This is a genomic window from Streptomyces sp. NBC_01013 (assembly GCF_045162765.1).
Taxonomy (GTDB): domain Bacteria; phylum Actinomycetota; class Actinomycetes; order Streptomycetales; family Streptomycetaceae; genus Streptomyces.
Window position 1 is genome coordinate 3,795,684 of the sequence record NZ_CP108687.1, and the last position, 18,721, is coordinate 3,814,404.

22 protein-coding genes and 1 pseudogene are annotated in these 18,721 nt (G+C 71.5%); 6 read left to right on the forward strand and 17 right to left on the reverse strand.

The window, feature by feature from the left end:
• Positions 1-31 precede the first annotated feature (31 nt).
• Positions 32-280: pseudogene (locus tag OG538_RS16350) on the forward strand (hypothetical protein); the annotation flags it as partial.
• Between the two features lie 162 nt (positions 281-442).
• On the opposite strand, the gene OG538_RS16355 reads toward OG538_RS16350, so the two are convergent.
• The 3 genes from OG538_RS16355 to OG538_RS16365 all read right to left on the reverse strand — a co-directional run bounded on the left by OG538_RS16355 (position 443) and on the right by OG538_RS16365 (position 3,431).
• On the reverse strand, positions 443-1,696 hold the full coding sequence (locus tag OG538_RS16355; RefSeq protein WP_406094282.1) for a GNAT family N-acetyltransferase: 1,254 nt from the start codon (positions 1,694-1,696) through the stop codon (positions 443-445).
• 78 nt (positions 1,697-1,774) lie between these two features.
• Entirely contained in the window at positions 1,775-2,758 is a 984-nt protein-coding gene (locus OG538_RS16360) for an asparaginase (protein ID WP_406094284.1), read from the reverse strand.
• 46 nt (positions 2,759-2,804) lie between these two features.
• Positions 2,805-3,431 carry an ABC transporter substrate-binding protein gene (locus tag OG538_RS16365; protein WP_406094286.1) on the reverse strand — a complete coding sequence of 209 codons (627 nt, stop codon included), beginning with the start codon at positions 3,429-3,431 and terminating at the stop codon, positions 2,805-2,807.
• A gap of 116 nt (positions 3,432-3,547) precedes the next feature.
• On the opposite strand from OG538_RS16365, the gene dtd reads away from it, so the two are divergent.
• A complete protein-coding gene (dtd, locus tag OG538_RS16370; RefSeq protein ID WP_406094287.1) occupies positions 3,548-3,997 on the forward strand; it encodes a D-aminoacyl-tRNA deacylase in 450 nt (149 codons plus the stop codon).
• Positions 3,998-4,017: 20 nt separating this feature from the next.
• Here dtd and OG538_RS16375 read toward each other — a convergent pair whose 3' ends face one another.
• The 6 genes from OG538_RS16375 to OG538_RS16400 all read right to left on the reverse strand — a co-directional run bounded on the left by OG538_RS16375 (position 4,018) and on the right by OG538_RS16400 (position 9,046).
• Positions 4,018-4,983: a YgfZ/GcvT domain-containing protein gene (locus OG538_RS16375; RefSeq protein WP_406094288.1), complete on the reverse strand. Its 966-nt coding sequence runs from the start codon at positions 4,981-4,983 to the stop codon at positions 4,018-4,020.
• Between the two features lie 27 nt (positions 4,984-5,010).
• Positions 5,011-5,475, reverse strand: a complete 465-nt coding sequence (locus OG538_RS16380) for a Fur family transcriptional regulator (protein ID WP_406094290.1) — start codon at positions 5,473-5,475, stop codon at positions 5,011-5,013.
• A gap of 63 nt (positions 5,476-5,538) precedes the next feature.
• A complete protein-coding gene (locus OG538_RS16385; RefSeq protein ID WP_406094292.1) occupies positions 5,539-6,111 on the reverse strand; it encodes an FABP family protein in 573 nt (190 codons plus the stop codon).
• Positions 6,112-6,369: 258 nt separating this feature from the next.
• Complete coding sequence (locus tag OG538_RS16390; RefSeq protein ID WP_406094294.1) at positions 6,370-7,272, reverse strand: hypothetical protein; 903 nt, start codon at positions 7,270-7,272, stop codon at positions 6,370-6,372.
• Entirely contained in the window at positions 7,269-8,114 is an 846-nt protein-coding gene (locus tag OG538_RS16395) for a hypothetical protein (protein ID WP_406094296.1), read from the reverse strand. The genes OG538_RS16390 and OG538_RS16395 overlap by 4 nt, the downstream gene beginning before the upstream one ends.
• On the reverse strand, positions 8,111-9,046 hold the full coding sequence (locus OG538_RS16400) for a hypothetical protein (RefSeq protein WP_406094298.1): 936 nt from the start codon (positions 9,044-9,046) through the stop codon (positions 8,111-8,113). Before OG538_RS16400 ends, OG538_RS16395 begins: the two co-directional genes overlap by 4 nt.
• 106 nt (positions 9,047-9,152) lie before the next feature.
• Between OG538_RS16400 and OG538_RS16405 the strand changes: the two genes are divergently transcribed.
• Positions 9,153-9,515: a DsrE family protein gene (locus OG538_RS16405; protein WP_359085480.1), complete on the forward strand. Its 363-nt coding sequence runs from the start codon at positions 9,153-9,155 to the stop codon at positions 9,513-9,515.
• A gap of 34 nt (positions 9,516-9,549) precedes the next feature.
• On the opposite strand, the gene OG538_RS16410 is transcribed toward OG538_RS16405, so the two are convergent.
• The 8 genes from OG538_RS16410 to OG538_RS16445 all read right to left on the reverse strand — a co-directional run bounded on the left by OG538_RS16410 (position 9,550) and on the right by OG538_RS16445 (position 15,243).
• On the reverse strand, positions 9,550-9,894 hold the full coding sequence (locus OG538_RS16410) for a DUF3099 domain-containing protein (RefSeq protein ID WP_406094300.1): 345 nt from the start codon (positions 9,892-9,894) through the stop codon (positions 9,550-9,552).
• Positions 9,895-10,118: 224 nt separating this feature from the next.
• Positions 10,119-10,406: a DUF1416 domain-containing protein gene (locus OG538_RS16415; RefSeq protein ID WP_018490348.1), complete on the reverse strand. Its 288-nt coding sequence runs from the start codon at positions 10,404-10,406 to the stop codon at positions 10,119-10,121.
• A gap of 50 nt (positions 10,407-10,456) precedes the next feature.
• Complete coding sequence (locus OG538_RS16420) at positions 10,457-11,302, reverse strand: sulfurtransferase (protein ID WP_406094302.1); 846 nt, start codon at positions 11,300-11,302, stop codon at positions 10,457-10,459.
• Between the two features lie 168 nt (positions 11,303-11,470).
• A complete protein-coding gene (locus OG538_RS16425) occupies positions 11,471-11,578 on the reverse strand; it encodes a putative leader peptide (protein ID WP_406094304.1) in 108 nt (35 codons plus the stop codon).
• Positions 11,579-11,827: 249 nt separating this feature from the next.
• On the reverse strand, positions 11,828-12,517 hold the full coding sequence (locus OG538_RS16430) for a DUF2993 domain-containing protein (protein WP_406094306.1): 690 nt from the start codon (positions 12,515-12,517) through the stop codon (positions 11,828-11,830).
• Positions 12,518-12,664: 147 nt separating this feature from the next.
• Complete coding sequence (locus tag OG538_RS16435; RefSeq protein WP_406094308.1) at positions 12,665-14,062, reverse strand: hypothetical protein; 1,398 nt, start codon at positions 14,060-14,062, stop codon at positions 12,665-12,667.
• A gap of 9 nt (positions 14,063-14,071) precedes the next feature.
• Positions 14,072-14,326: a MoaD/ThiS family protein gene (locus tag OG538_RS16440; protein ID WP_406094310.1), complete on the reverse strand. Its 255-nt coding sequence runs from the start codon at positions 14,324-14,326 to the stop codon at positions 14,072-14,074.
• A 41-nt stretch (positions 14,327-14,367) separates the two neighbouring features.
• Positions 14,368-15,243: an alpha/beta hydrolase gene (locus OG538_RS16445; protein ID WP_406094312.1), complete on the reverse strand. Its 876-nt coding sequence runs from the start codon at positions 15,241-15,243 to the stop codon at positions 14,368-14,370.
• A 301-nt stretch (positions 15,244-15,544) separates the two neighbouring features.
• On the opposite strand from OG538_RS16445, the gene OG538_RS16450 reads away from it, so the two are divergent.
• The 3 genes from OG538_RS16450 to OG538_RS16460 all read left to right on the forward strand — a co-directional run bounded on the left by OG538_RS16450 (position 15,545) and on the right by OG538_RS16460 (position 18,673).
• Entirely contained in the window at positions 15,545-16,348 is an 804-nt protein-coding gene (locus OG538_RS16450) for a response regulator transcription factor (RefSeq protein ID WP_406094314.1), read from the forward strand.
• Between the two features lie 24 nt (positions 16,349-16,372).
• Entirely contained in the window at positions 16,373-17,422 is a 1,050-nt protein-coding gene (locus tag OG538_RS16455; protein ID WP_406094316.1) for a LacI family DNA-binding transcriptional regulator, read from the forward strand.
• Between the two features lie 111 nt (positions 17,423-17,533).
• Positions 17,534-18,673 carry a S1C family serine protease gene (locus OG538_RS16460; protein ID WP_406094318.1) on the forward strand — a complete coding sequence of 380 codons (1,140 nt, stop codon included), beginning with the start codon at positions 17,534-17,536 and terminating at the stop codon, positions 18,671-18,673.
• Positions 18,674-18,721: the final 48 nt, after the last annotated feature.

Sequence of the window (18,721 nt, forward strand, 5' to 3'; positions counted from 1 at the left end):
ACAACAACGCGTACGACACACACCGAAGAGGAAGACCATCACCGTCCGCATCCTGGCCACGCTCACCACCGCCGACAGCGGCACGGCCCGCGTCGCGGGGTACGTCGTCGTCGCCGACCGGAGCCGGGTGCGCCGTGCGATCAGCCTCACCGGGCAGTACGCCGCCCCGGACGGGGCGCAGACCGGGCTCGACCCACGCAGCCGCCAGGAGTTCTGGCAGGTCGTCCGCGGCCTCGCCCCCGACGGCGCCGCTGTCCTGCTCACCACCCGCCGGGCCGAGGTGTGGATGATCGACGACGCCATCCCGGCGCCCGGCGACCCGGCATGGGGCTTCGAGGAGTGGGTTCAGCGCCGGCACACCGGCAACGACCGGTGGGACTGGACGCTCCATACCGACCGGTCGCAGGTCACATCCCGCCTGCCCCGCGACGCCTGGCACGCCCTAGAACACATCCGGGCACCAAGCCCGCCGCCCCGCCCGCAGCACCCCGTCCGCCCGGGCCGCCGCGCCCGGGGTCAGTTCCTCGATGCGGCTCAGGGCCGCCAGGCGCGACGGTGACTCGTCGCCGAGATACAGCGTCCCCAACTCCCGTACGTCCATGGCCAGATCGGCCGACCGTGTGGTCGGGGCGCAGGTGGCACCGTCCGGCGAGGCATCCAAGTGGAAGCGGCCGGCGGTGAGGCCCGTCGTGTCGTGGATGTCCAGGACCAGTGAGCCGGGGACCGCGTAGGTGCGGGCCTCCAGTGCGCGGACGATGTCCAGGACGCGCACCCACATGAAGTCCGCGTGCGTCACCACTCGGGCCGCGCGTGGGTCCGGGAGGAGGAGGGGGAGCAGGTCGTCGGGGGCGCGGTGGCCGGTACGGATCGTGGAGATCCAGTCGACCGAGCAGAGGAAGTGCCACAACGCCCGCTCCGCCGCCGGGGTCACCGCGATCATGCTGCGCACCGTCGCCCGGTTCAGCGGCTGCTTGGCGTCGCCCCAGTGGTCGTCGGCCCGGTAGACCAGCAGCCCGTCGACGCTGCCGTCCGCGCCGCGGTAGACGGCGTAGAACGGCTCGGTCCAGGAGTCGTTGGGGAAGAGCACCTCACCGGTGGTGAGGTCCCACCAGCGTTCGCCGCGGCTCACCACCCCGTGCTGGGTACGCCGGAGCCGGCCGTGCAGGGCCTGGCCCAGTTTGCGCACCTCCGCGCCGTCCACCAGGTCGATCCGGCCGCCGTCCCCGGCCGACGGGACCCTGCCGTGCGGGTCGAGGCCCGTCCGGGGGACGTCGACCTCCCACTCCGTGGTCCAGGTCGCGGGCCCGAATCCGTACCGGCCGTAGATCGGGTACTCCGCGGCGATCAGCGTGGCGGCCACATCGCCGCGTTCCTTCGCCGCCGCCAGGTCCGTGGCCATCATCCGCGAGAGCAGCCCGCGACGCCGGTGGGTGGGCGACACCGTGACGTTGGTGACCGCGTCCGTCGGCACGGTGGCGCCACCGACGACCGTCAGCTCCTGCGCGAAGGAACGGAACGTCGCCACGCACCGCCCCGCGTCGAAGACCCCCTGCGTCCGTGCCAGGTCCAGGTACGGCAACCGCCCCGCCACCTCCTCGTCCGACGGTGTCGGCGCGCGCAGAAAACCGGTGTTCAGGGCGCGCAGCCAGTCATGGAGTTCGGGTTCGGTGAGGGGGCGGGCGTCGAGAGTGGTCATTCGCCCCACGCTAGACAGAGGTGCCGGAGGTGTCTCCCCCTTTTCGGGCGTCGGCCCGGCAGGGCCTCCACCCGGCCGTCAGAACGTCGCCCGGATCTCCCCGACCTCCGCACTGCCGCCCATCAGCGGCGCCCGGCCGATCCGCGACACCACCGGTGCGTCGACGCCGAGCAGCCCCAGGCCACGGGCCAGCACCGGGCCGAGCGCCCGGGTCGAACCGTCGTCGATCTTGAAGGCCAGCGCCCGGCCGTCCGCGAGCGCCACCGCCTGGACCGCCTCCGCGCCCATCTTGGACAGCGTGCCCGGCACCTCCCGCATCAGCCAGGTGTCGGGCCGCCGGGTGCCGGCCACGTACTCGGGATGGGCGCGCATCGCGTCCGCCACCCGCCGCTCGGCCGTGCCGTGCTCCGCCGTGACGAACGTACGGAACGCGCGCGCCAGACCCACCAGGGACAGCGCCATCAGCGGTGCCCCGCAGCCGTCCGTACCGACCGCGGCGACCGGCTCGCCCGCCGCATCCTCGACGACACGGTGGACCAGCTGCTGGAGGGGGTGCGCCGGGTCGAGGTAGGTGGCCGGGTCCCAGCCGTTGTGCAGGCACACCGCGAGCATCGCCGCGTGCTTGCCCGAGCAGTTCATCGTGATCCGCTCCCGGACGTGGCCCGCCGCGAGATACGTCTCCGCCTCCACCGGGTCCAGCGGAAGATCGGGCGGCGTCTGCAGATCATCGGGCGACAACCCGTGCTCGGTGAGCATCTTGCGTACGAGATCGAGATGGAAGCCCTCGCCCGAATGGCTTGCGGCGGCAAGCGCCAGCCTCTCCCCGGACAGGTCGAGACCGGCCCGCAGCACCGCCGCGGCCTGCATGGGCTTGTTGGAGGAGCGCGGGAAGACCGGGGCCGTCGGATCCCCCAGGGACAGCTCCACGCCGCCGTCCGCGGCCAGGACGACCAGGGAGCCCCGGTGGTGCCCCTCGACGAAACCGGACCGGACGACCTCCGCCAGCACGGGAAGGCCGGGAACCGGGTCGGATATGACGGACGGTGCTGCGCTGGAGGTCATGGTGGCCTTCCGGGGACGGGCGGGGCCCGCCCCCCGAAGGATCGCTTCAGGCGAGCAGGTCGTCTACTTGTGCTTCCCCGTCACGGTACCTGCGGGCGATCTCCGCGCTGCAATCGTCCGCGGTGCGCTGGAGCCGGTAGCGACGCCGGGAGACCTGCTGTTCATAGCGGACCAGGCGTCCCATGGCGGTGTGCAGCTCTTCGTCCGTCCGGGCGTCGAGGTCGGAGAGTTCGACCTCGGCGAGCGTCTCGGCCGCCAGCTGCCGGTACTCGTCGCTGCGCGGCGTGCTCAGCGTGACGTGCCGCGCGGAGGAGCGGTGCAACGACGGGCTGTCCGCGAGGATCTCCGAGAGCCTGTCCACCACCGGGGACTCGGGGTCCCGCCGTCGCGCGAGCTCGGCCCGCAGGATGTCGATACGCCCCTGGACGAGCCGTCGCACATAGCTGAGATCGGCCTCGTCACGCTGCGAGTCGCGCCGCAGTCCGCGCAGCTCCGGCAGCCGCAGAGCACGCAGATCGGGCGGGGGCGACGCCGCGGATCCGTCCTCGGAGCCGTGTCCGGTCCGCTGCACGGGTGGGCGCACGGTGCTCGTACCCGTACTGGCCTTGTTGTTGGCGCCGGGGTGCGCGACCGGCACCGCACCCGGGGACTGCCCGGTTCCATGCATGCTCATGCTTGTGTCCATCCCCTCGACCGGTGCGTCGGCACACCGCCTCTGTGCATGGTGCCACTCCGAGGGGGCCTGTGGAGTTGCTCTGTACCCGTTCAGCCCAAGATAGGTTGGTCTGTATGCGTGCAGTGGTACAGAGGGTGGATGGTGCGAGCGTCACGGTGGCCGATGCCGGGGGCGAGGGCGGCGGTTCGGCGGTCGTCGGCGAAATCGTCGGCGAGGGCCTGTGTGTGCTGGTGGGAGTCACCCACGGCGACACCGTCGAGAAGGCGGCCCAGCTCGCCCGCAAGTTGTGGTCGGTTCGCATCCTGGAGGGCGAGAAGTCCTGCTCCGATGTGAATGCACCACTTCTGGTGATTTCACAGTTCACTCTCTACGGGGACGCCCGGAAGGGCCGCCGGCCCACATGGAACGCCGCGGCACCCGGCGAGATCGCCGAGCCGCTGGTCGACGAGGTCGTGGCGCAGCTGCGGGCCCTGGGGGCGCAGGTGGAGACGGGCCGGTTCGGGGCGGACATGCGGGTCTCGCTCACGAACCACGGCCCGTTCACCGTCATCGTCGAGGTCTGAACCGGCGGGTACGGGGAGCCCTACGGCTCGACGACCGTCTCCTGCGCAGCCGCCGTGTCCCCCGCCAGCAGCTCCGCGTCCACCGCAACGTTCCGCTTCACCAGGGCCAGGGCGATCGGCCCCAGCTCGTGGTGGCGGGCCGAACTGGTGATGAAACCGAGCTGCCGGCCCTCCGCCCCGTCCGAGGCGAGCCGCACCGGCGTACCGTGTCCGGGCAGCAGCACTTCGCTGCCGTCCAGGTGCAGGAAGACCAGCCGCCGCGGCGGCTTGCCGAGATTCTGCACCCGGGCCACGGTTTCCTGACCCCGGTAGCAGCCCTTCTGGAGGTGGACGGCGCCAGGGATCCAGCCCAGCTCGTGCGGGATGGTGCGGTGGTCGGTCTCGAACCCGAGCCGCGGCCGGTGTCCCTCGACGCGCAGGGCCTCGTAGGCCAGCACGCCGGCCGCCGGGCCGTTCGCCTCCGCGTACGCCTCCAGGCCTTCGCGCGGCAGGAAGAGGTCCCGGCCGTACGGCGTCTCCCGTACGGCGGCACCCTCCGGGACATCGGCGATGGAACCGGCCGGCAGGTACACGACCGCGTAGTCCTCGGTGCGGTCGGCGACCTCGACCCGGTAGAAGAACTTCATCGACTCCAGGTACGCGACCAACTCGCCCTGTGTGCCCGGCTCGACGTGGATCCACACCGTCTCGCCGTCGTCGACGAGATACAGGGCGTGCTCGATGTGCCCGTTCGCCGTGAGGACCAGGGCCTCGGTGGCCTGGCCCGGGGCGAGGTCGCTGACGTGCTGGGTGAGCAGGAGGTGCAGCCAGGCCAGCCGGTCGCTGCCGGTGACGGTCACCACCCCGCGGTGCGAGAGGTCGACGAGACCGGAGCCGGCGGCGAGGGCGCGCTGCTCGCGGAACAGGTCGCCGTAGTGCGCGGCGACGCCTTCGTCGCGGCCCTCGGCGGGGACGGCACCGGGCAAGGACAGCAGGGGGCTCTTCATGCGACCAGCGTACGACCCGGCCCGACGCTACGGACCGGGCGCCGGCTGCTGGGCCGGATCGGCCGACCCGGCCGCCTTCGCCGTGCAGTCGGCGCAGCGGCCGAAGATCGCGAAGTGCTTCATGTCCGTCTCGAAGCCGAAGGTGGCGCGCAGCTTCTCCGTGAAGTCGGCGACCACGTCGACATCGGCCTCGATGACGTTGGTGCAGTCCCGGCAGACCAGGTGGATGTGGTGGTGGCGGTCCGCCAGGTGGTACGTCGGGGCGCCGTGGCCCAGATGCGCATGGCTGACCAGATCCAGCTCCTCCAGGAGCTCCAGGGTCCGGTACACAGTCGAGATGTTCACGCCGGACGCCGTCCGGCGCACCTCGGACAGGATGTCGTCGGGCGTCGCGTGTTCCAGCGTGTCGACGGCTTCCAGGACAAGCTGGCGCTGCGGCGTCAGCCGGTAGCCACGCTGCCGAAGATCGGTCTTCCAGTCGGTGCTCACCACAGGCTCCAGTGTAGGTCCGGGCGAGCCCGCGGCCCCGGGTGTTCGGGGAACGGACCGCGTGGACTACTTGAAGAAGGCGATTCCGTCGTCCGGGAGGTCACCGAGGCTCTTCGCCATCGCCGCGACGTCCTCCGGGGTGACGACCTTCTTCAGGTGCGCCGACATGTACGGCCGCAGCTCGACCTCCGGCGTGGACTTCTCGCCCACCCACATGAGGTCGCTCTTCACATAGCCGTAGAGCCGCTTGCCACCGTTGTACGGGCCGGAGGCCGCGGTCCGGGCCACCGCGTCGGTGACCAGGTCGATCTGCGGCTTCTGGTGGCCCAGCTCGCCGTACCAGATCTCGATGACGCCCTGGTCGCGGACCATGACGACCTCGACCTTGCGGTCCTTGTCGATCCGCCAGTAGCCCGACTCGGACTCCAGCGGGCGGACCTTGTTCCCCTCGGCGTCGAGCACCCAGGAGTGCGAGACGTACTCCAGGAAGTCCCGGCCGTCGTGGCTGAAGGAGACCTCCTGGCCGAAGTTGCACTTCTCGGCACCGGGGAAGTCGGACACGCCCGCGCCCGCCCAGTTGCCCAGGAGGAAGGCCAGCGGGACGAGGTCCGGGTGGAGGTCGGACGGGATCTCGATCATGAGCGGCTCAGACGATCTGTGAGGCGGGAGGCGGGGACGCCAGGAACGGAAGAGGTTAGCGCTGACCCTGGTACAGCTTCTTCACGGTCACGCCGGCGAAGGCGAGAACGCCGACGCAGACCAGGACCAGCAGGGCGGAGAAGAATGCCTCAAGCACGGGAGCTCCTTGAACGAGCGGTATGGCGGCAGTACGGGGCCGGGCCCCAGCCTAATGGGTGGGGTCCCGGCCCGCCGGTTCGGGGCTTGCCGCGGAGCGGCTCAGCCCAGCAGCTGGTTCTGCAGGATCAGGGTCTGGTCGAAGGGGATGCGTGGCGTCCCGCCACCGCCCTTGCGGGACTGGACGACCAGGGCGACGGTGTCGCCCGCGACCAGATAGCCCTGCCGGGCCTGGGCTGCGCCGTACGGCTTCGGCTCGCCGAACACGTACGACGCGGTGTCCTCCACCCGCCCGCCGCCCGACCACGACTCGTCGAGCTCCATCGTGGCCGCGCCGACCAGCGGATCGCCGGCCGTCGCTCCGATGTAGCGGGCGTCGCGGTACGCGTCGGCGTAGGCCGTCGAGTTGAACTGGAGCAGATAGATCCGGGTCGACGTGCCGTCCGGCATGGTCCAGCCACGCGCCGCGATGTGGCGCAGTGCCCCGTCACGCAGTGTGCCGGTGATACCGGCGCGGGAGGCCTGCGCGTACTCGGAGACGAACTGCCGTGTGCTCACCCAGCCACCCGTCAGCTTCTTGTCCGCCGTGGCTCCCGCCGGCGCCGGAAGCAGCAGCTTGCGCAGGTCGGCGTGGTGGATCTCGGCCGTGTTCCCCTCGTTGAACGGGCGGGGCACGCCCGCCGGCAGCGCGGGCAGGCTCAGCCGGGGGTACTCCCAGCGGCCGTCGCTCTCGGTGGCCAGCCCCGGCACCTTAGTGCGCTCCATCGAAGTGATCTTGTACGCCGTACCGGCACCGACCCCGCCGAGCACCAGCACGGCGACGGTCCACCGGGCCACGGCCCGCAGCACCCGGCGCGGCGGCCGGGGTGCGGCGGGCGGCGGGGGCAGGGGCGGCAGCAGCGGCATGGGCGGGGGCGCGGCAGCCGCCGGTGCCGGCTCGGCAACCGGTACGGACCGGCCCGGCGGTGCGGGTTCGGCGGCCGGCGCGGCCGTCTGCTCGGTCATACGTACTCCCCCGGGGATGTGAGGTGGTTGAGCTGGTCCTTCACCAGTTCGACCACGGCCGACGTGTCGAGGGGCTTGGTCCCGGACGCCGCGAAGGTGAACATCGCCTCGCCCTCGTACGCCATGCAGAACATGCCGTCGATCTTCTGCTTGCTGTCCTTCGGGTCCAGGAAGCAGGTGGCGTTCTTCTTGTGGCCGCTGACCGTCGGCCCGTCCCGGAAGATGCCGACGCTGTCGAAGAGGCCCGTCCGGAACCTGTAGGAGTCCCGGACGGCCTTCTTGTCCTTCATCCGCACCAACTGGGTCTCGACGACCAGGTCGTTGTCGTTCGAGGCGTACGTCCGGATGCCGACCCCCTGCACGTGCAGCTTGTCGACGCCCTTCTCGAACTCCCGGCGCTGCTTGCCCGACAGACCGCGGCCGGAGTCCTTCATCTCGGCCGTGGCCGAGCGTCCGCTGAGCTCGGTGTCGTTGCCGTACGCCCCGGAGTCCGGGCCGAGCCGGAATCCGGCGGGAACGGGCAGCAGCAGCTTGCTCGTCCCGGTGGAGACCCGTCCCCGGCCGATGTCGCCGGCCGGGTCCTTGCCCGGACCGTGCGCGGGCTTCTGCCAGAGAGTCGTCTCGACCGTACGGTCCGCGCCGTCGACGGCCGCCTTCGTGTACGCGCCCGCCCCGGCAACGGCAGCGAGCACCAGGACGACAGGAGTCGCCACGAAGATCACCCGCCGGGCCGTCCCCCGGCGGGCCGGTACGGGCTCGGGGGCGGGGACGGGTGCGGGGACGGCCGGGTCGGCCGTCCCCGGCGCGGCCTCGGGCACGGGCGTGGTCAGGTCGTCGTTCACAGGCGCTCCAGCTGTCGCTCGGCCAGCGTCCGGATGTCCTTCTTGCTGATCGGTGAGATGTCGTAGATGTGGATGTCGACCATGACGTCACCGCGGTGGAAGATCGCCCTGGCTTGGTAGAGCGGCAGGTAGCCGGCCTTCCGATCGGCAGGAAAGACGTAGTAGCGGCCCTCGCCGCTGCCCTTGAGCGCATCGCCCTCGTTGCCCGCACCGTGGTCGGATCCGGGCATGTACGCGCGCTGGTCCTCGGCGTGATCGGCTGCCCCGGTCCGCTCGCCCGAGCGGAACTGCACGAGGCGGATGTCGGCAGTGCGCCCGCCCTTCTTCCAGTCCGCGGCCGCGACGCGGCGGATGCCGGCGTCCAGGAGACTGCCGAACATGTAGTCCTCGCTCTCGAAGTTGAGCGCGTAGTCCTCCACCCCCGTCCATCCGTCCCGGGCGAACGTCGCGTCCTTGTTCTCGCTCCAGCCGGCAGGCCTGGGGACGAGCAGCTTGCGCAGATCGCCGTCCGTGCGGACCTGGCGGTCCTGCGACACCGGCAGCGGGTCCGGCGCCTGACCGGCGGGCAGCGCCTTCGCCGGGTACGCGAGATCCGGCTGCGAAAGCGCGGTCAGCGGGGTCGGGGCGCGCCCGGCCTGTACGCCGTAGCCGACAGCGGTGCCCCCGGCGATTCCGAGCAGCGCGGCGGCGGCGATGATCAGCGTCGTACGGCCGCGCGGCCGCCGCCTCACCGGGACGGCCTGCGGACCGGGCGGCTCCTCGGCAGAGCCCTCCGGGAGCGGCGCCAAGGGTGCGGGCGCCGCCGGGAGCGGCGTCACGGCGGGCACTTCCGGGGCCAGCGCCTCCGGAACTGTCCGATCCGCCTGATCCGCCACTTCAACCTGCTCGGGCGGCTCGGCCGGCCCGTCAGGAACAGTGTCTTTCGGGTTCAAAATGGGTCCCCCCACGAGACCTGAGGCGCAGATTCCGATACCTGCACACACCACTGACCCGTCGGCCCCCAACGAGGTTGTGCGGCAGAGGATTACAGTTCGGCATATGCCGAAGAAGCTCGTGATCAAGGTGACCGCAGGTGCCGACTCCGCCGAGCGCTGTTCGCAGGCGTTCACCGTGGCGGCGGTCGCCGTCGCCAGTGGCGTGGAAGTCTCGCTCTGGCTGACCGGGGAGTCCGCGTGGTTCGCGCTGCCGGGGCGTGCCGCCGAGTTCGAACTCCCGCATGCGGCGCCGCTGCCGGATCTGATCGAGTCGATTCAGGCGGGCGGACAGATCACTCTCTGCACCCAGTGCGCGGCCCGCCGCGACATCACCGAGCAGGACGTCCTGGAGGGCGTACGGATCGCCGGCGCGCAGGTCTTCGTCAGCGAGATCATGGTGGACGGCGTCCAGGCGCTCGTCTACTGACCGGCCACGAGCAGCATCCGGTCCGGCGGCTCCGTCACTGACGGCGCTTCTTCCTGCCGTCGAGTTCGTCCCACCACGCGTCGGACTCCGGATCGCCCGTGGGGCCGGTAGGGCCGGTGGGTCCCACGGGGCCTGCGGGGCCGCCCTTGCCGGAGCGGGGCGGGGTCCGGGACCCCGGGGCCGGGTCGTCCCACCAGCGGTCCTCCGGACCTTTCCGGTTGGCGACCATCGCCGCTACGGGCGGGATCACCATCGCGACCACGCACATCGCGATGGCGGCGGGCATCGACCAGAGCCTCACGAAGGCCCAGGCGGAGACGAAGAGGACGAGGCAAGCCCCCATCATCACGAAGTAAGCGCGCCGGCGTCGGCGGTACATGCATCCAGCGTAGGCCCGATCGGCCCACCCGGCCGGTCCTGGACCGCACCGGGCTCCGCCCGGACGGCACGAAGGGCCGCACCCCGCTCAGGAAGGCGTCCAACCCCCTGGGGTACGGCCCTTCGGCCGGTCAACGGCAGAGCCGTGACATCTCTGCCAGGGCCTGTTTCGAAAGTAGCGCCGGCCGCCCGGAGGGCGGGCAGGCAGGACTTTCGAAGCACGCCCTAGACGGCGATGGCCACCTCGGAGAGGCCACCCGTCTGGGCCACGACCGTGCGGTCGGCGCTGCCGCCGGGGACGAGGGCGCGCAGCGTCCAGGTGCCCTCGGCCGCGTAGAAGCGGAACTGTCCGGTCGCCGAGGTCGGGACCTCGGCGGTGAACTCGCCGGTCGAGTCCAGCAGGCGGACGTAGCCGGTGACGGGCTCGCCGTCGCGGGTCACGCTGCCCTGGATGGTGGTCTCACCGGGCTTGATCGTCGAAGCGTCGGGGCCGCCGGCCTTTGCTCCACACATGGTGTTCTGTCCTTCTGGTCGGGGGTCGTGCCGGTCCGGGTCGTGCGGGGTTACTTGTTGGCGCCGAGCTCGATCGGCACGCCCACGAGGGAGCCGTACTCGGTCCACGAGCCGTCGTAGTTCTTGACGTTCTCCTGGCCGAGCAGCTGGTGCAGCACGAACCAGGTGAGCGCCGAGCGCTCACCGATGCGGCAGTACGCGATGGTGTCCTTCGACAGGTCGACCTGCTCGGCCTCGTAGAGGGCCTTGAGCTCGTCGTCCGACTTGAAGGTGCCGTCGTCGTTGGCGTTCTTCGACCACGGGATGTTGCGGGCGCTCGGCACGTGGCCGGGGCGCTGCGACTGCTCCTGCGGGAGGTGGGCCGGGGCGAGCAGCTTGCCGCTGAACTCGTCGGGCGACCGCACGTCGACCAGGTTCTGGTTGCCGATGGCCTTCACGACGTCGTCGCGGTAGGCGCGGATCGACTCGTCCTGCGGCTGGGCCTTGTACTGCGCGGCCGGGCGGGACGGGATCTGGTCGCCGTCGACCAGGTCGCGGGAGTCGAGCTCCCACTTCTTGCGGCCGCCGTCGAGCAGGCGGACGTCCTGGTGGCCGTAGAGCTTGAAGTACCAGAACGCGTAGGACGCGAACCAGTTGTTGTTGCCGCCGTAGAGGACGACGGTGGTGTCGTTGCCGATGCCCTTCGTCGACAGCAGCTCCTCGAAGCCGGCCTGGTCGATGAAGTCACGGCGGACCGGGTCCTGGAGGTCCTTGGTCCAGTCGATCCGGATCGCGTTCTTGATGTGGTTCTTCTCGTACGCGGAGGTGTCCTCGTCGACCTCGACGATGGCGACCTTCGGGTCGTCGATGTGGGCCTCGACCCAGTCGGCGTCTACCAGGACGTCACTGCGGCTCATTCTGTTCTCCTCCGGGGCAGTCTGCGGCGAGATGATGCGAGTGGTGCGCGATGGTGCGGGGTGATCCGGATGTGCGCGGCGCGGATTCGGCGCGTGCACGGATGCCACGCGGGATGGCCCCGACGAGCGGTCGAAGGGCCGGGAATGCGGGAAATCGACGGATCCCGCTCAGACAGTGCAACAGAGCATGGCGGCGACGCGGCACAGGTCCACTGCCCGCCGCTTCGTGAGATCCGCCTGTCCCCGCTGTCGGAGACCGCCAATAGAGCACTGCATGGGACCGATCGTAGGGACGTACGGGCGGCCATGTCACCGCCGTGTCGCATATTGAGACACGATCGTCCGGAGTGTGAGACCCAGAAAGGAATGCGGGCGCCGCGCGACCCCCGTCCGGCCCACGGGACCCGCAGGGCATCTACGGAACGGACGTCACCGTCTCAGCATGTGGCGCGATGTGACGTGCAGGGGCATGACGCCGCTCCGGGGCCCGCTCCCCGGCTGCGACGGCAGTGCGACCGGTCGGCCCTATCCGGCGAGGCGAACGTCGGTCCCCGTCACGGAGATCTCCAGCCCGGCGGCGGTCGGCTGGATCTTCTGCAGCTTCAGGCCGTTCGGCAGTGTGCCGACCTCGCGCTCGAAGTCGGTCTTCTCGCGTACGAGCTCCTCGAGGCCGGGAAGTCCCTCGCCCGGCACCTTGTCGGCGTGCACCCGCACGGTGTGGCCGTCGACCAGGGTGACGGTGGACAGGACGCTGCGCGAGATCGTCCGCCCGAGGATGTTGACCGCTCCGGTCACCTTCACCTTGCCGTGGCCGCCGTACTCGACCGCGACGCCGTCGGCGGCGGCCTCGGTCAGGTCCGCGTACGAGATGACGGCCTTCCCCGTGGCCCGGGAGGCCGTGGCGCCGGAGAAGCCGTCGGTCAGCCGCACCTGGTGCAGTTCCGCTTCCATCCTGCTGATCCGGAGCGTGCGGCCGGCGGCGGTCGCCTCGATTCCGGTGATCTTCACGTCGACCTCGTCGAGTTCCGATCCGGCGACCTGGGTCAGGAAGGGGAAGCCCTTGATGGAGACGTCCGTGGACCCGGTCCGCGCCCCGGAGACCACCACCCGGTCCGCAGCCTCCGATTCGGCGAAATACACCGCCGCCCGGTCCACGGCGATGAACACCCCCGCCAGAACCACCACGGCGATCAGCAGTATTCGCAATGCCCGCATGTCTGTCCTCCCCCGCGCCACATCCGTCCGGCCCTGGCGTCCGCGAGCCTACTGCGGCCCCACGTCACGCCCTCGGTGATCGACGAGCCGAGGCCCCCCATCGGTTCCCGGTGGGGGGCCTCGGCATGCGGGATGACGCGGTCGGTCCTACGTGAGCGCGCGCCCGATCAGATAGACGGCCGGGGCGGCAGCGGTGAGCGGCAGGGCCACTCCCGCCGTCATGTGCACGAAGCGTGACGGGTAGTCATAGCTCGCCACCCGCAGCCCGATCAGCGCACAACCACCGGCCGCGAGGCCGAGCAGCGCGCCCTTGGCCCCCAGGTCGGTGGCGGCGCCCGCCACCGCACCCGCGCCGGCGGCGACGACGAGCGCCGCCACGACCGAGGCGGCTCCGGGCAGCGGCAGCGCCCGGACGAGCACCGCGGCGGCGACGGCCACGCCGCCGACCGTCACGGCGTCCGGCACGGCCGCGAGGTGCCCGGCGGCCAGGATCGTGAGCGCGGCCGAGGCGACCGTGGCCATCAGCCCCTGCATCCGCTCGTCGGCGCCGGCCCGGCTGCGCAGCTGGAGCACGACGGTGAGCAGCACCCAGACACCGAGGGTGCCCAGGATCGCGGCCGGCCCGTTCTCCCGGCCGGCCGCGAGCAGCGCCACATCGGCGACGAGGCCGCCGGCGAAGGCGAGCGCGATGCCCTGCCGGGCCGGCCACATGCCGTTGAGCCGGAACCATCCCGCAGCGGTCACCGCCTGGAGGAGCACCAGCGGGACGACCAGGGCGTACTGGCCGACGGCAGCGCCGAGCGCCAGCAGCAGCCCCAGTCCCGCGGTGATCGCGGCCGGCTGCATACCGGGCGCGATGATCGGCGAACGGCCCTCGGCGCGGGCACGCTGGGCGTCGGTGATGCGGCTGTTGCCCAGGGTGGTCGGCGCGCTGTAGCCGTCCTCGCCCTGGGCGGCGGCCACGGGGGCGGCAGGGACGGGGCCGGGCGCGGCCTGGGCCTCGGGGGGCAGCGGGTACGAGCCGGACGCCCCCAGCGGCGGCAGATACGCGGTGTCCTCGGCGGCCTGCCCGTGGGGCGCGGGCTGGACCGGCTGCCCGGCCTGACCGTGAGGCGCCGGCTGGACCGGCTGCCCATGAGGCGCGGGCTGGATCGTCGGCTGGTACTGGGTGTCCCAGGTCTGGCCCTCCCAGGTCTGGGCGACCCCCTGGTCACCGGCCGGCCAGCCGGTCCCGGGCTGCGGCTGAGGGACCTGCGGGGCGGGCGAGCCCTGCTGGGGGTACGGGGCGGCCTGCTGGGGTGCGTGCGGGTCGTACCCGCTCCGCTGCGTCCCGTAGGGTGCCGCATCGCCCCCATGGGGTGCCTGCTGCCCGTACGCGGGGTCCGCGTATCCCTGGTCCGCGTATCCCTGGCCGGGGTACGCGGTGCCGTCGTACGACGGCTCTCCGTACGGCTGCTGCTCTCCGTACGGCTGCTGCGGCTCCTGGCCGTACGGATAGTGCGGTTGCTGCTGCGGGTACGGCTGCTGCTGATCGCTGCTGCTCATGTCTGCGGTTCACCCTCCTGCGAACGGCGGGAGCACCTCGACCGTGCCGCCCTCGGCAAGGCGTACGGTCTCATGGCTCCGGGTCCCGACGGGGTCACCGTCGATGAGGAACGAACACCTCAGCAGGACGCGGCTCAGCTCCCCGGGGTGCCGTTCACGCACCGCGTCGAGCGCCTCTTCGAGCGTCGCAGCGGTGTACGGCTCTTCCGCGGTTCCGGCCGCGGCCTTGGCGGCTGCCCAGTAGCGGATCGTTCCCGCAGGCATGGCGGCGCTCCTCTCGTCTCGCGTCAGCTGTCCATCATGGTTCACCGTGTCATCGCCCAGTCGGCGATGCGGGTGAGCAAGGTCTCGTCCGCGGCGTTCTCCGCGTGGCCCATCCCGGGCTCCAGCCACAGGTCGGCGGCCCCGCCCGCCGCGTCGGCGAGCATCCGCGGGTGGTCGAGGGGGAAGTACGGGTCCTGGTCGCCGTGCACGATCAGCAGGGGGGCCGGGGCGATCCGGCCGGCAGCCTCGACCGGGGAGAGCGGGACCGGCTCCCAGTCCTTGCGGTCGATCCGGGTCCGGAAGCCGTACCGCCCTACGAGCCGGCCGGCGGGACGGGTGACCATCCAGTGCAGGCGGCGCATCGGGGCCGTCCCCCGGTAGTACCAGCGCGCCGGGGCGCTCACGGACACCACCGCATCCGCGTGCGCCTCCCCGTGCGCTTCCGTGCGCTCCCCGGGCTCCGCCCCGGCGCCGGGTGCCGTATACAGCGCCCCGTGCCGGAGCACCACGGAACCGCCCATGGAGAACCCGGCCGTAACGATCCGCGTGTGTCCGAGCGACCGCGCCCAGGCCACCGCGGCCGCCAGGTCCAGCACCTCGCGGTCGCCCACCGTGGACCGACCGCCGGAGCGACCGTGCCCCCGGAAGGAGAACGTGACCACCGCCGCACGCTGCGAGAACACCTGCGCGGCCCGCCGCACCGCGGGGCGGTCGGCCGAACCGGTGAATCCGTGCGCCACGACGATCGCCGTACCGGCGCCGCCGCCCGCCGCGCCGGCGCCGTCACCTCCCGTACACGGGTCGTACACCGCCTCGATCAGGACCCCGTCATCGGCCCGCAATGCGGTCCGCAGCGGACCGGGCGTGATCAAGGGAACAGAGGAACTCGAAAATCGCCCCTCGGACACAGAAGTCATGTGGGCTATTCTGCTGGGAAGAGGATCCGGGCAAAGCAGCCCCCGGGTCCTTTTGTGCTTTCCGCGCGTTGTTACAACGACGTTTCGACAAGCTCAGCGGCCCTGGGCGCGGGCCGCACCGGTAAAGGCCGTATGACGGAACGTCGTACGACCCCGCACCGATCAGCGTACGAAGCAGTGCCGCATACTCCCCCGGGTCCGACCCGGGAGTGCCCCTCTCGCAGGGAACGAGGAGGACCGACGTAATGGGCGAGCCAACCGTGCACGATCATCGACCGACGACCCAGGCAGGTGGGCGGCGATGAGTTCACTGCTGCTCCTGACGAATGCCCTCCAACCGTCGACGGAGGTGCTTCCCGCTCTCGGCCTTCTGCTGCACAGCGTGCGGGTGGCCCCCGCCGAAGGCCCCGCCCTCGTCGACACCCCCGGTGCCGACGTCATCCTGATCGACGGACGGCGCGACCTTCCGCAGGTCCGCTCGCTCTGTCAGCTGCTGCGGTCCACCGGACCGGGCTGTCCGCTGATCCTCGTCGTCACCGAGGGCGGCCTCGCGGCCGTCACCGCGGACTGGGGCATCGACGACGTGCTGCTGGACACGGCGGGCCCCGCCGAGGTCGAGGCACGCCTGCGGCTGGCCACCGGCCGGCAGCAGATCACCGCCGACGACTCCCCGATGGAGATCCGCAACGGTGACCTCTCGGTGGACGAGGCGACGTACAGCGCGAAACTCAAGGGCCGGGTCCTGGACCTGACCTTCAAGGAATTCGAACTGCTCAAGTATCTGGCGCAGCACCCGGGCCGGGTCTTCACCCGCGCGCAGCTGCTCCAGGAGGTCTGGGGCTACGACTACTTCGGCGGTACGCGGACGGTCGACGTCCACGTACGGCGGCTGCGCGCCAAGCTCGGGCCCGAGCACGAGTCGCTCATCGGCACGGTCCGCAACGTGGGCTACCGCTTCGTCGCACCGGAGAAGGTGGAGCGGGCGGCCGCCGAGGAGGCCAAGGCCGCGGCCACGAGGGCGAGCACCGAAACCCTCACCCGTTCGGAGCAGTCGGAGGTAGCGGAGGTCACGGAAGAAGCCCCGGTCCGGCCTGCCGGGAAGTAGTTCCATCCGCGTAGACTGCCGCGCGTGGCCAAGGTGACGCGGGACGATGTGGCGAGACTGGCGGGGACGTCGACCGCAGTGGTCAGTTACGTCATCAACAACGGACCCCGGCCGGTCGCCCCGGCCACGCGCGAGCGAGTCCTCGCCGCGATCAAGGAGCTGGGCTACCGGCCCGACCGCGTCGCCCAGGCGATGGCCTCGCGACGGACCGATCTCATAGGGATGATCGTGCCGGACGCGCGGCAGCCGTTCTTCGCGGAGATGGCGCACGCGGTCGAACAGGCCGCGGCCGAGCGCGGAAAAATGGTGCTGGTCGGCAACTCCGACTACCGCGACGAGCGCGAGGTCCACTACCTGCGGGCCTTCCTCGGCATGCGGGTCTCCGGTCTGATCCTGGTCAGCCAGGGCCCGAGCGAGCGCGCGGCTGCGGAGATAGAGGCATGGGACGCCCGGGTGGTGCTGCTGCACGAGCGGCCCGAGGCGATCGACGACGTCGCGGTCGTCACGGACGACGTCGGCGGCGCCCAGCTCGCCACCCGCCACCTGCTGGAGCACGGCAACGCGTACGTGGCGTGTCTCGGCGGCATGGAGTCGACCCCGGCGGTGGGCGACCCGGTCGCCGACCACGTCGAGGGCTGGCGCCGGGCGATGCACGAGTCGGGCCGCTCCACGGAGGGCCGGCTCTTCCAGGCCCCGTACAACCGCTATGACGCCTATCAGGTGGCGCTGGGGCTCCTCGCGGGCCCCGACCGTCCCCCGGCGATCTTCTGCACGACGGACGACCAGGCCATCGGGGTGCTGCGGGCCGCGCGCGAGCTGCGGATCGACGTTCCCGGTGAGCTCGCGGTGGCGGGCTTCGACGACGTGAAGGAAGCCGGGCTGACGGACCCGCCGCTGACGACGGTCTTCTCCGACCGCCCGGCGATGGCGCGGGCGGCGGTCGACCTGGTGCTCGACGACTCGCTGCGGGTGTCGGGCTCGCGACGGGAACGGCTGAAGCAGTTCCCCTCGGCGCTGGTGGTCCGGCGCTCGTGCGGCTGCGGGGAACCGCCGACGGCCCAGGGGCTCGCCTGAGGGCTGTCCGGCGGTCGGGCGCGGGGCCCTTATATCGGGCATACGAGCTTCTGCCGGGCTTCTCAGGGCGTACTCAGGCTCCTCTCATGTTCGCTGGACACTCTCGTAGACATGACAGAGAGCCAGCGCCCGAGCGGCGAGTACCCGATGTACCCCTCGTACGGCAACGGCGACGCGTCCTACCCGCCGCCGCCGTCATACCAGCCCGTCCAGCCGGTGGCCATGGGCCCCGGCACCACCGTGTGGCCCGCCCCCGGCACCGCCGACGCGTACACCGGCGGTTCGGGCCACGGCGGTGACGGCCCCCACGGGCTGCCGCAGGCCGCGCCCGAGCCCGCCCCCTCCCGTCGCCGGGCACGCCGGCCGGTCGCGCTCCTCGCGGCGGTGGCCATCGCGGCCGCGATCGTCGGCGGTGGCACCGCCACCGTGATCGGACAGCTCACCGACAACGGCACCGCAGACACGGCGGGCGGCGTCATCCAGGGCACCACCGTGTCGCAGAGCAGCAAGGGCACCGTCTCCGGTGTGGCCGCGGCCCTCTCGCCGACGATCGTGGAGATCGGCGCCACCTCGAACGCGGGCCAGTCCACCGGTTCCGGCGTCGTCATCACCTCGGACGGCGAGATCGTCACCAACAACCACGTCATCGCCGACGCCACGTCCATCGAGGTCACGCTGAGCACCGGCAAGAAGTACACCGCCGAGGTCGTCGGCACCGATCCCGACAAGGACCTCGCGCTGATCAAGCTGCGGGGCGCGAGCGGCCTGAAGACGGCCACGCTCGGCGACTCCTCCAAGGTCGCCGTCGGCGACCAGGTCGTCGCGATCGGCTCGCCGGAGGGCCTCACCGGCACGGTCACCAGCGGCATCGTGTCCGCGCTCGACCGCGACGTCACGGTCGCCAAGGACGGCGACAGTGGCAGCGGACAGGGACAGAGCCAGGGCGGACAGGGCGGCGGACAGCAGTGGCCCTTCGAGTTCGGCGGACAGCAGTTCAACGGCGACACCGGCGACTCCACCACCACGTACAAGGCCATCCAGACCGACGCCTCGCTGAACCCGGGCAACTCCGGTGGCGCCCTGATCAACATGAACGGCGAGATCGTCGGCATCAACTCCGCCATGTACTCGGCGACTTCGTCCAGCGGGTCGGGCAGCTCCAGCGCGGGCAGCGTCGGTCTCGGCTTCGCCATCCCGGTGAACACCCTCAAGGCCGACCTCGACACCCTGCGGGCCGGCGACAGCTCCTGAGCCCGTGCCGCGCGGTGGTGCGCGGGCGGCGGTGTGAGGCTGAGAAGC

Excerpts from the sequence above, each read along its gene's own strand:
- OG538_RS16365 (WP_406094286.1), bottom strand. The coding sequence starts at position 3,431 with ATGAGCATGCATGGAACCGGGCAGTCCCCGGGTGCGGTGCCGGTCGCG.
- OG538_RS16440 (WP_406094310.1), bottom strand. The coding sequence starts at position 14,326 with ATGCCTGCGGGAACGATCCGCTACTGGGCAGCCGCCAAGGCCGCGGCC.
- OG538_RS16360 (WP_406094284.1), bottom strand. The coding sequence starts at position 2,758 with ATGACCTCCAGCGCAGCACCGTCCGTCATATCCGACCCGGTTCCCGGC.
- OG538_RS16390 (WP_406094294.1), bottom strand. The coding sequence starts at position 7,272 with ATGACCGAGCAGACGGCCGCGCCGGCCGCCGAACCCGCACCGCCGGGC.
- OG538_RS16355 (WP_406094282.1), bottom strand. The coding sequence starts at position 1,696 with ATGACCACTCTCGACGCCCGCCCCCTCACCGAACCCGAACTCCATGAC.
- OG538_RS16405 (WP_359085480.1), top strand. The coding sequence starts at position 9,153 with ATGCCGAAGAAGCTCGTGATCAAGGTGACCGCAGGTGCCGACTCCGCC.
- OG538_RS16430 (WP_406094306.1), bottom strand. The coding sequence starts at position 12,517 with ATGCGGGCATTGCGAATACTGCTGATCGCCGTGGTGGTTCTGGCGGGG.
- OG538_RS16435 (WP_406094308.1), bottom strand. The coding sequence starts at position 14,062 with ATGAGCAGCAGCGATCAGCAGCAGCCGTACCCGCAGCAGCAACCGCAC.
- OG538_RS16385 (WP_406094292.1), bottom strand. The coding sequence starts at position 6,111 with ATGATCGAGATCCCGTCCGACCTCCACCCGGACCTCGTCCCGCTGGCC.
- OG538_RS16410 (WP_406094300.1), bottom strand. The coding sequence starts at position 9,894 with ATGTACCGCCGACGCCGGCGCGCTTACTTCGTGATGATGGGGGCTTGC.
- OG538_RS16425 (WP_406094304.1), bottom strand. The coding sequence starts at position 11,578 with ATGCAGTGCTCTATTGGCGGTCTCCGACAGCGGGGACAGGCGGATCTC.
- OG538_RS16375 (WP_406094288.1), bottom strand. The coding sequence starts at position 4,983 with ATGAAGAGCCCCCTGCTGTCCTTGCCCGGTGCCGTCCCCGCCGAGGGC.
- OG538_RS16420 (WP_406094302.1), bottom strand. The coding sequence starts at position 11,302 with ATGAGCCGCAGTGACGTCCTGGTAGACGCCGACTGGGTCGAGGCCCAC.
- OG538_RS16445 (WP_406094312.1), bottom strand. The coding sequence starts at position 15,243 with ATGACTTCTGTGTCCGAGGGGCGATTTTCGAGTTCCTCTGTTCCCTTG.
- dtd (WP_406094287.1), top strand. The coding sequence starts at position 3,548 with ATGCGTGCAGTGGTACAGAGGGTGGATGGTGCGAGCGTCACGGTGGCC.
- OG538_RS16415 (WP_018490348.1), bottom strand. The coding sequence starts at position 10,406 with ATGTGTGGAGCAAAGGCCGGCGGCCCCGACGCTTCGACGATCAAGCCC.
- OG538_RS16460 (WP_406094318.1), top strand. The coding sequence starts at position 17,534 with ATGACAGAGAGCCAGCGCCCGAGCGGCGAGTACCCGATGTACCCCTCG.
- OG538_RS16450 (WP_406094314.1), top strand. The coding sequence starts at position 15,545 with ATGAGTTCACTGCTGCTCCTGACGAATGCCCTCCAACCGTCGACGGAG.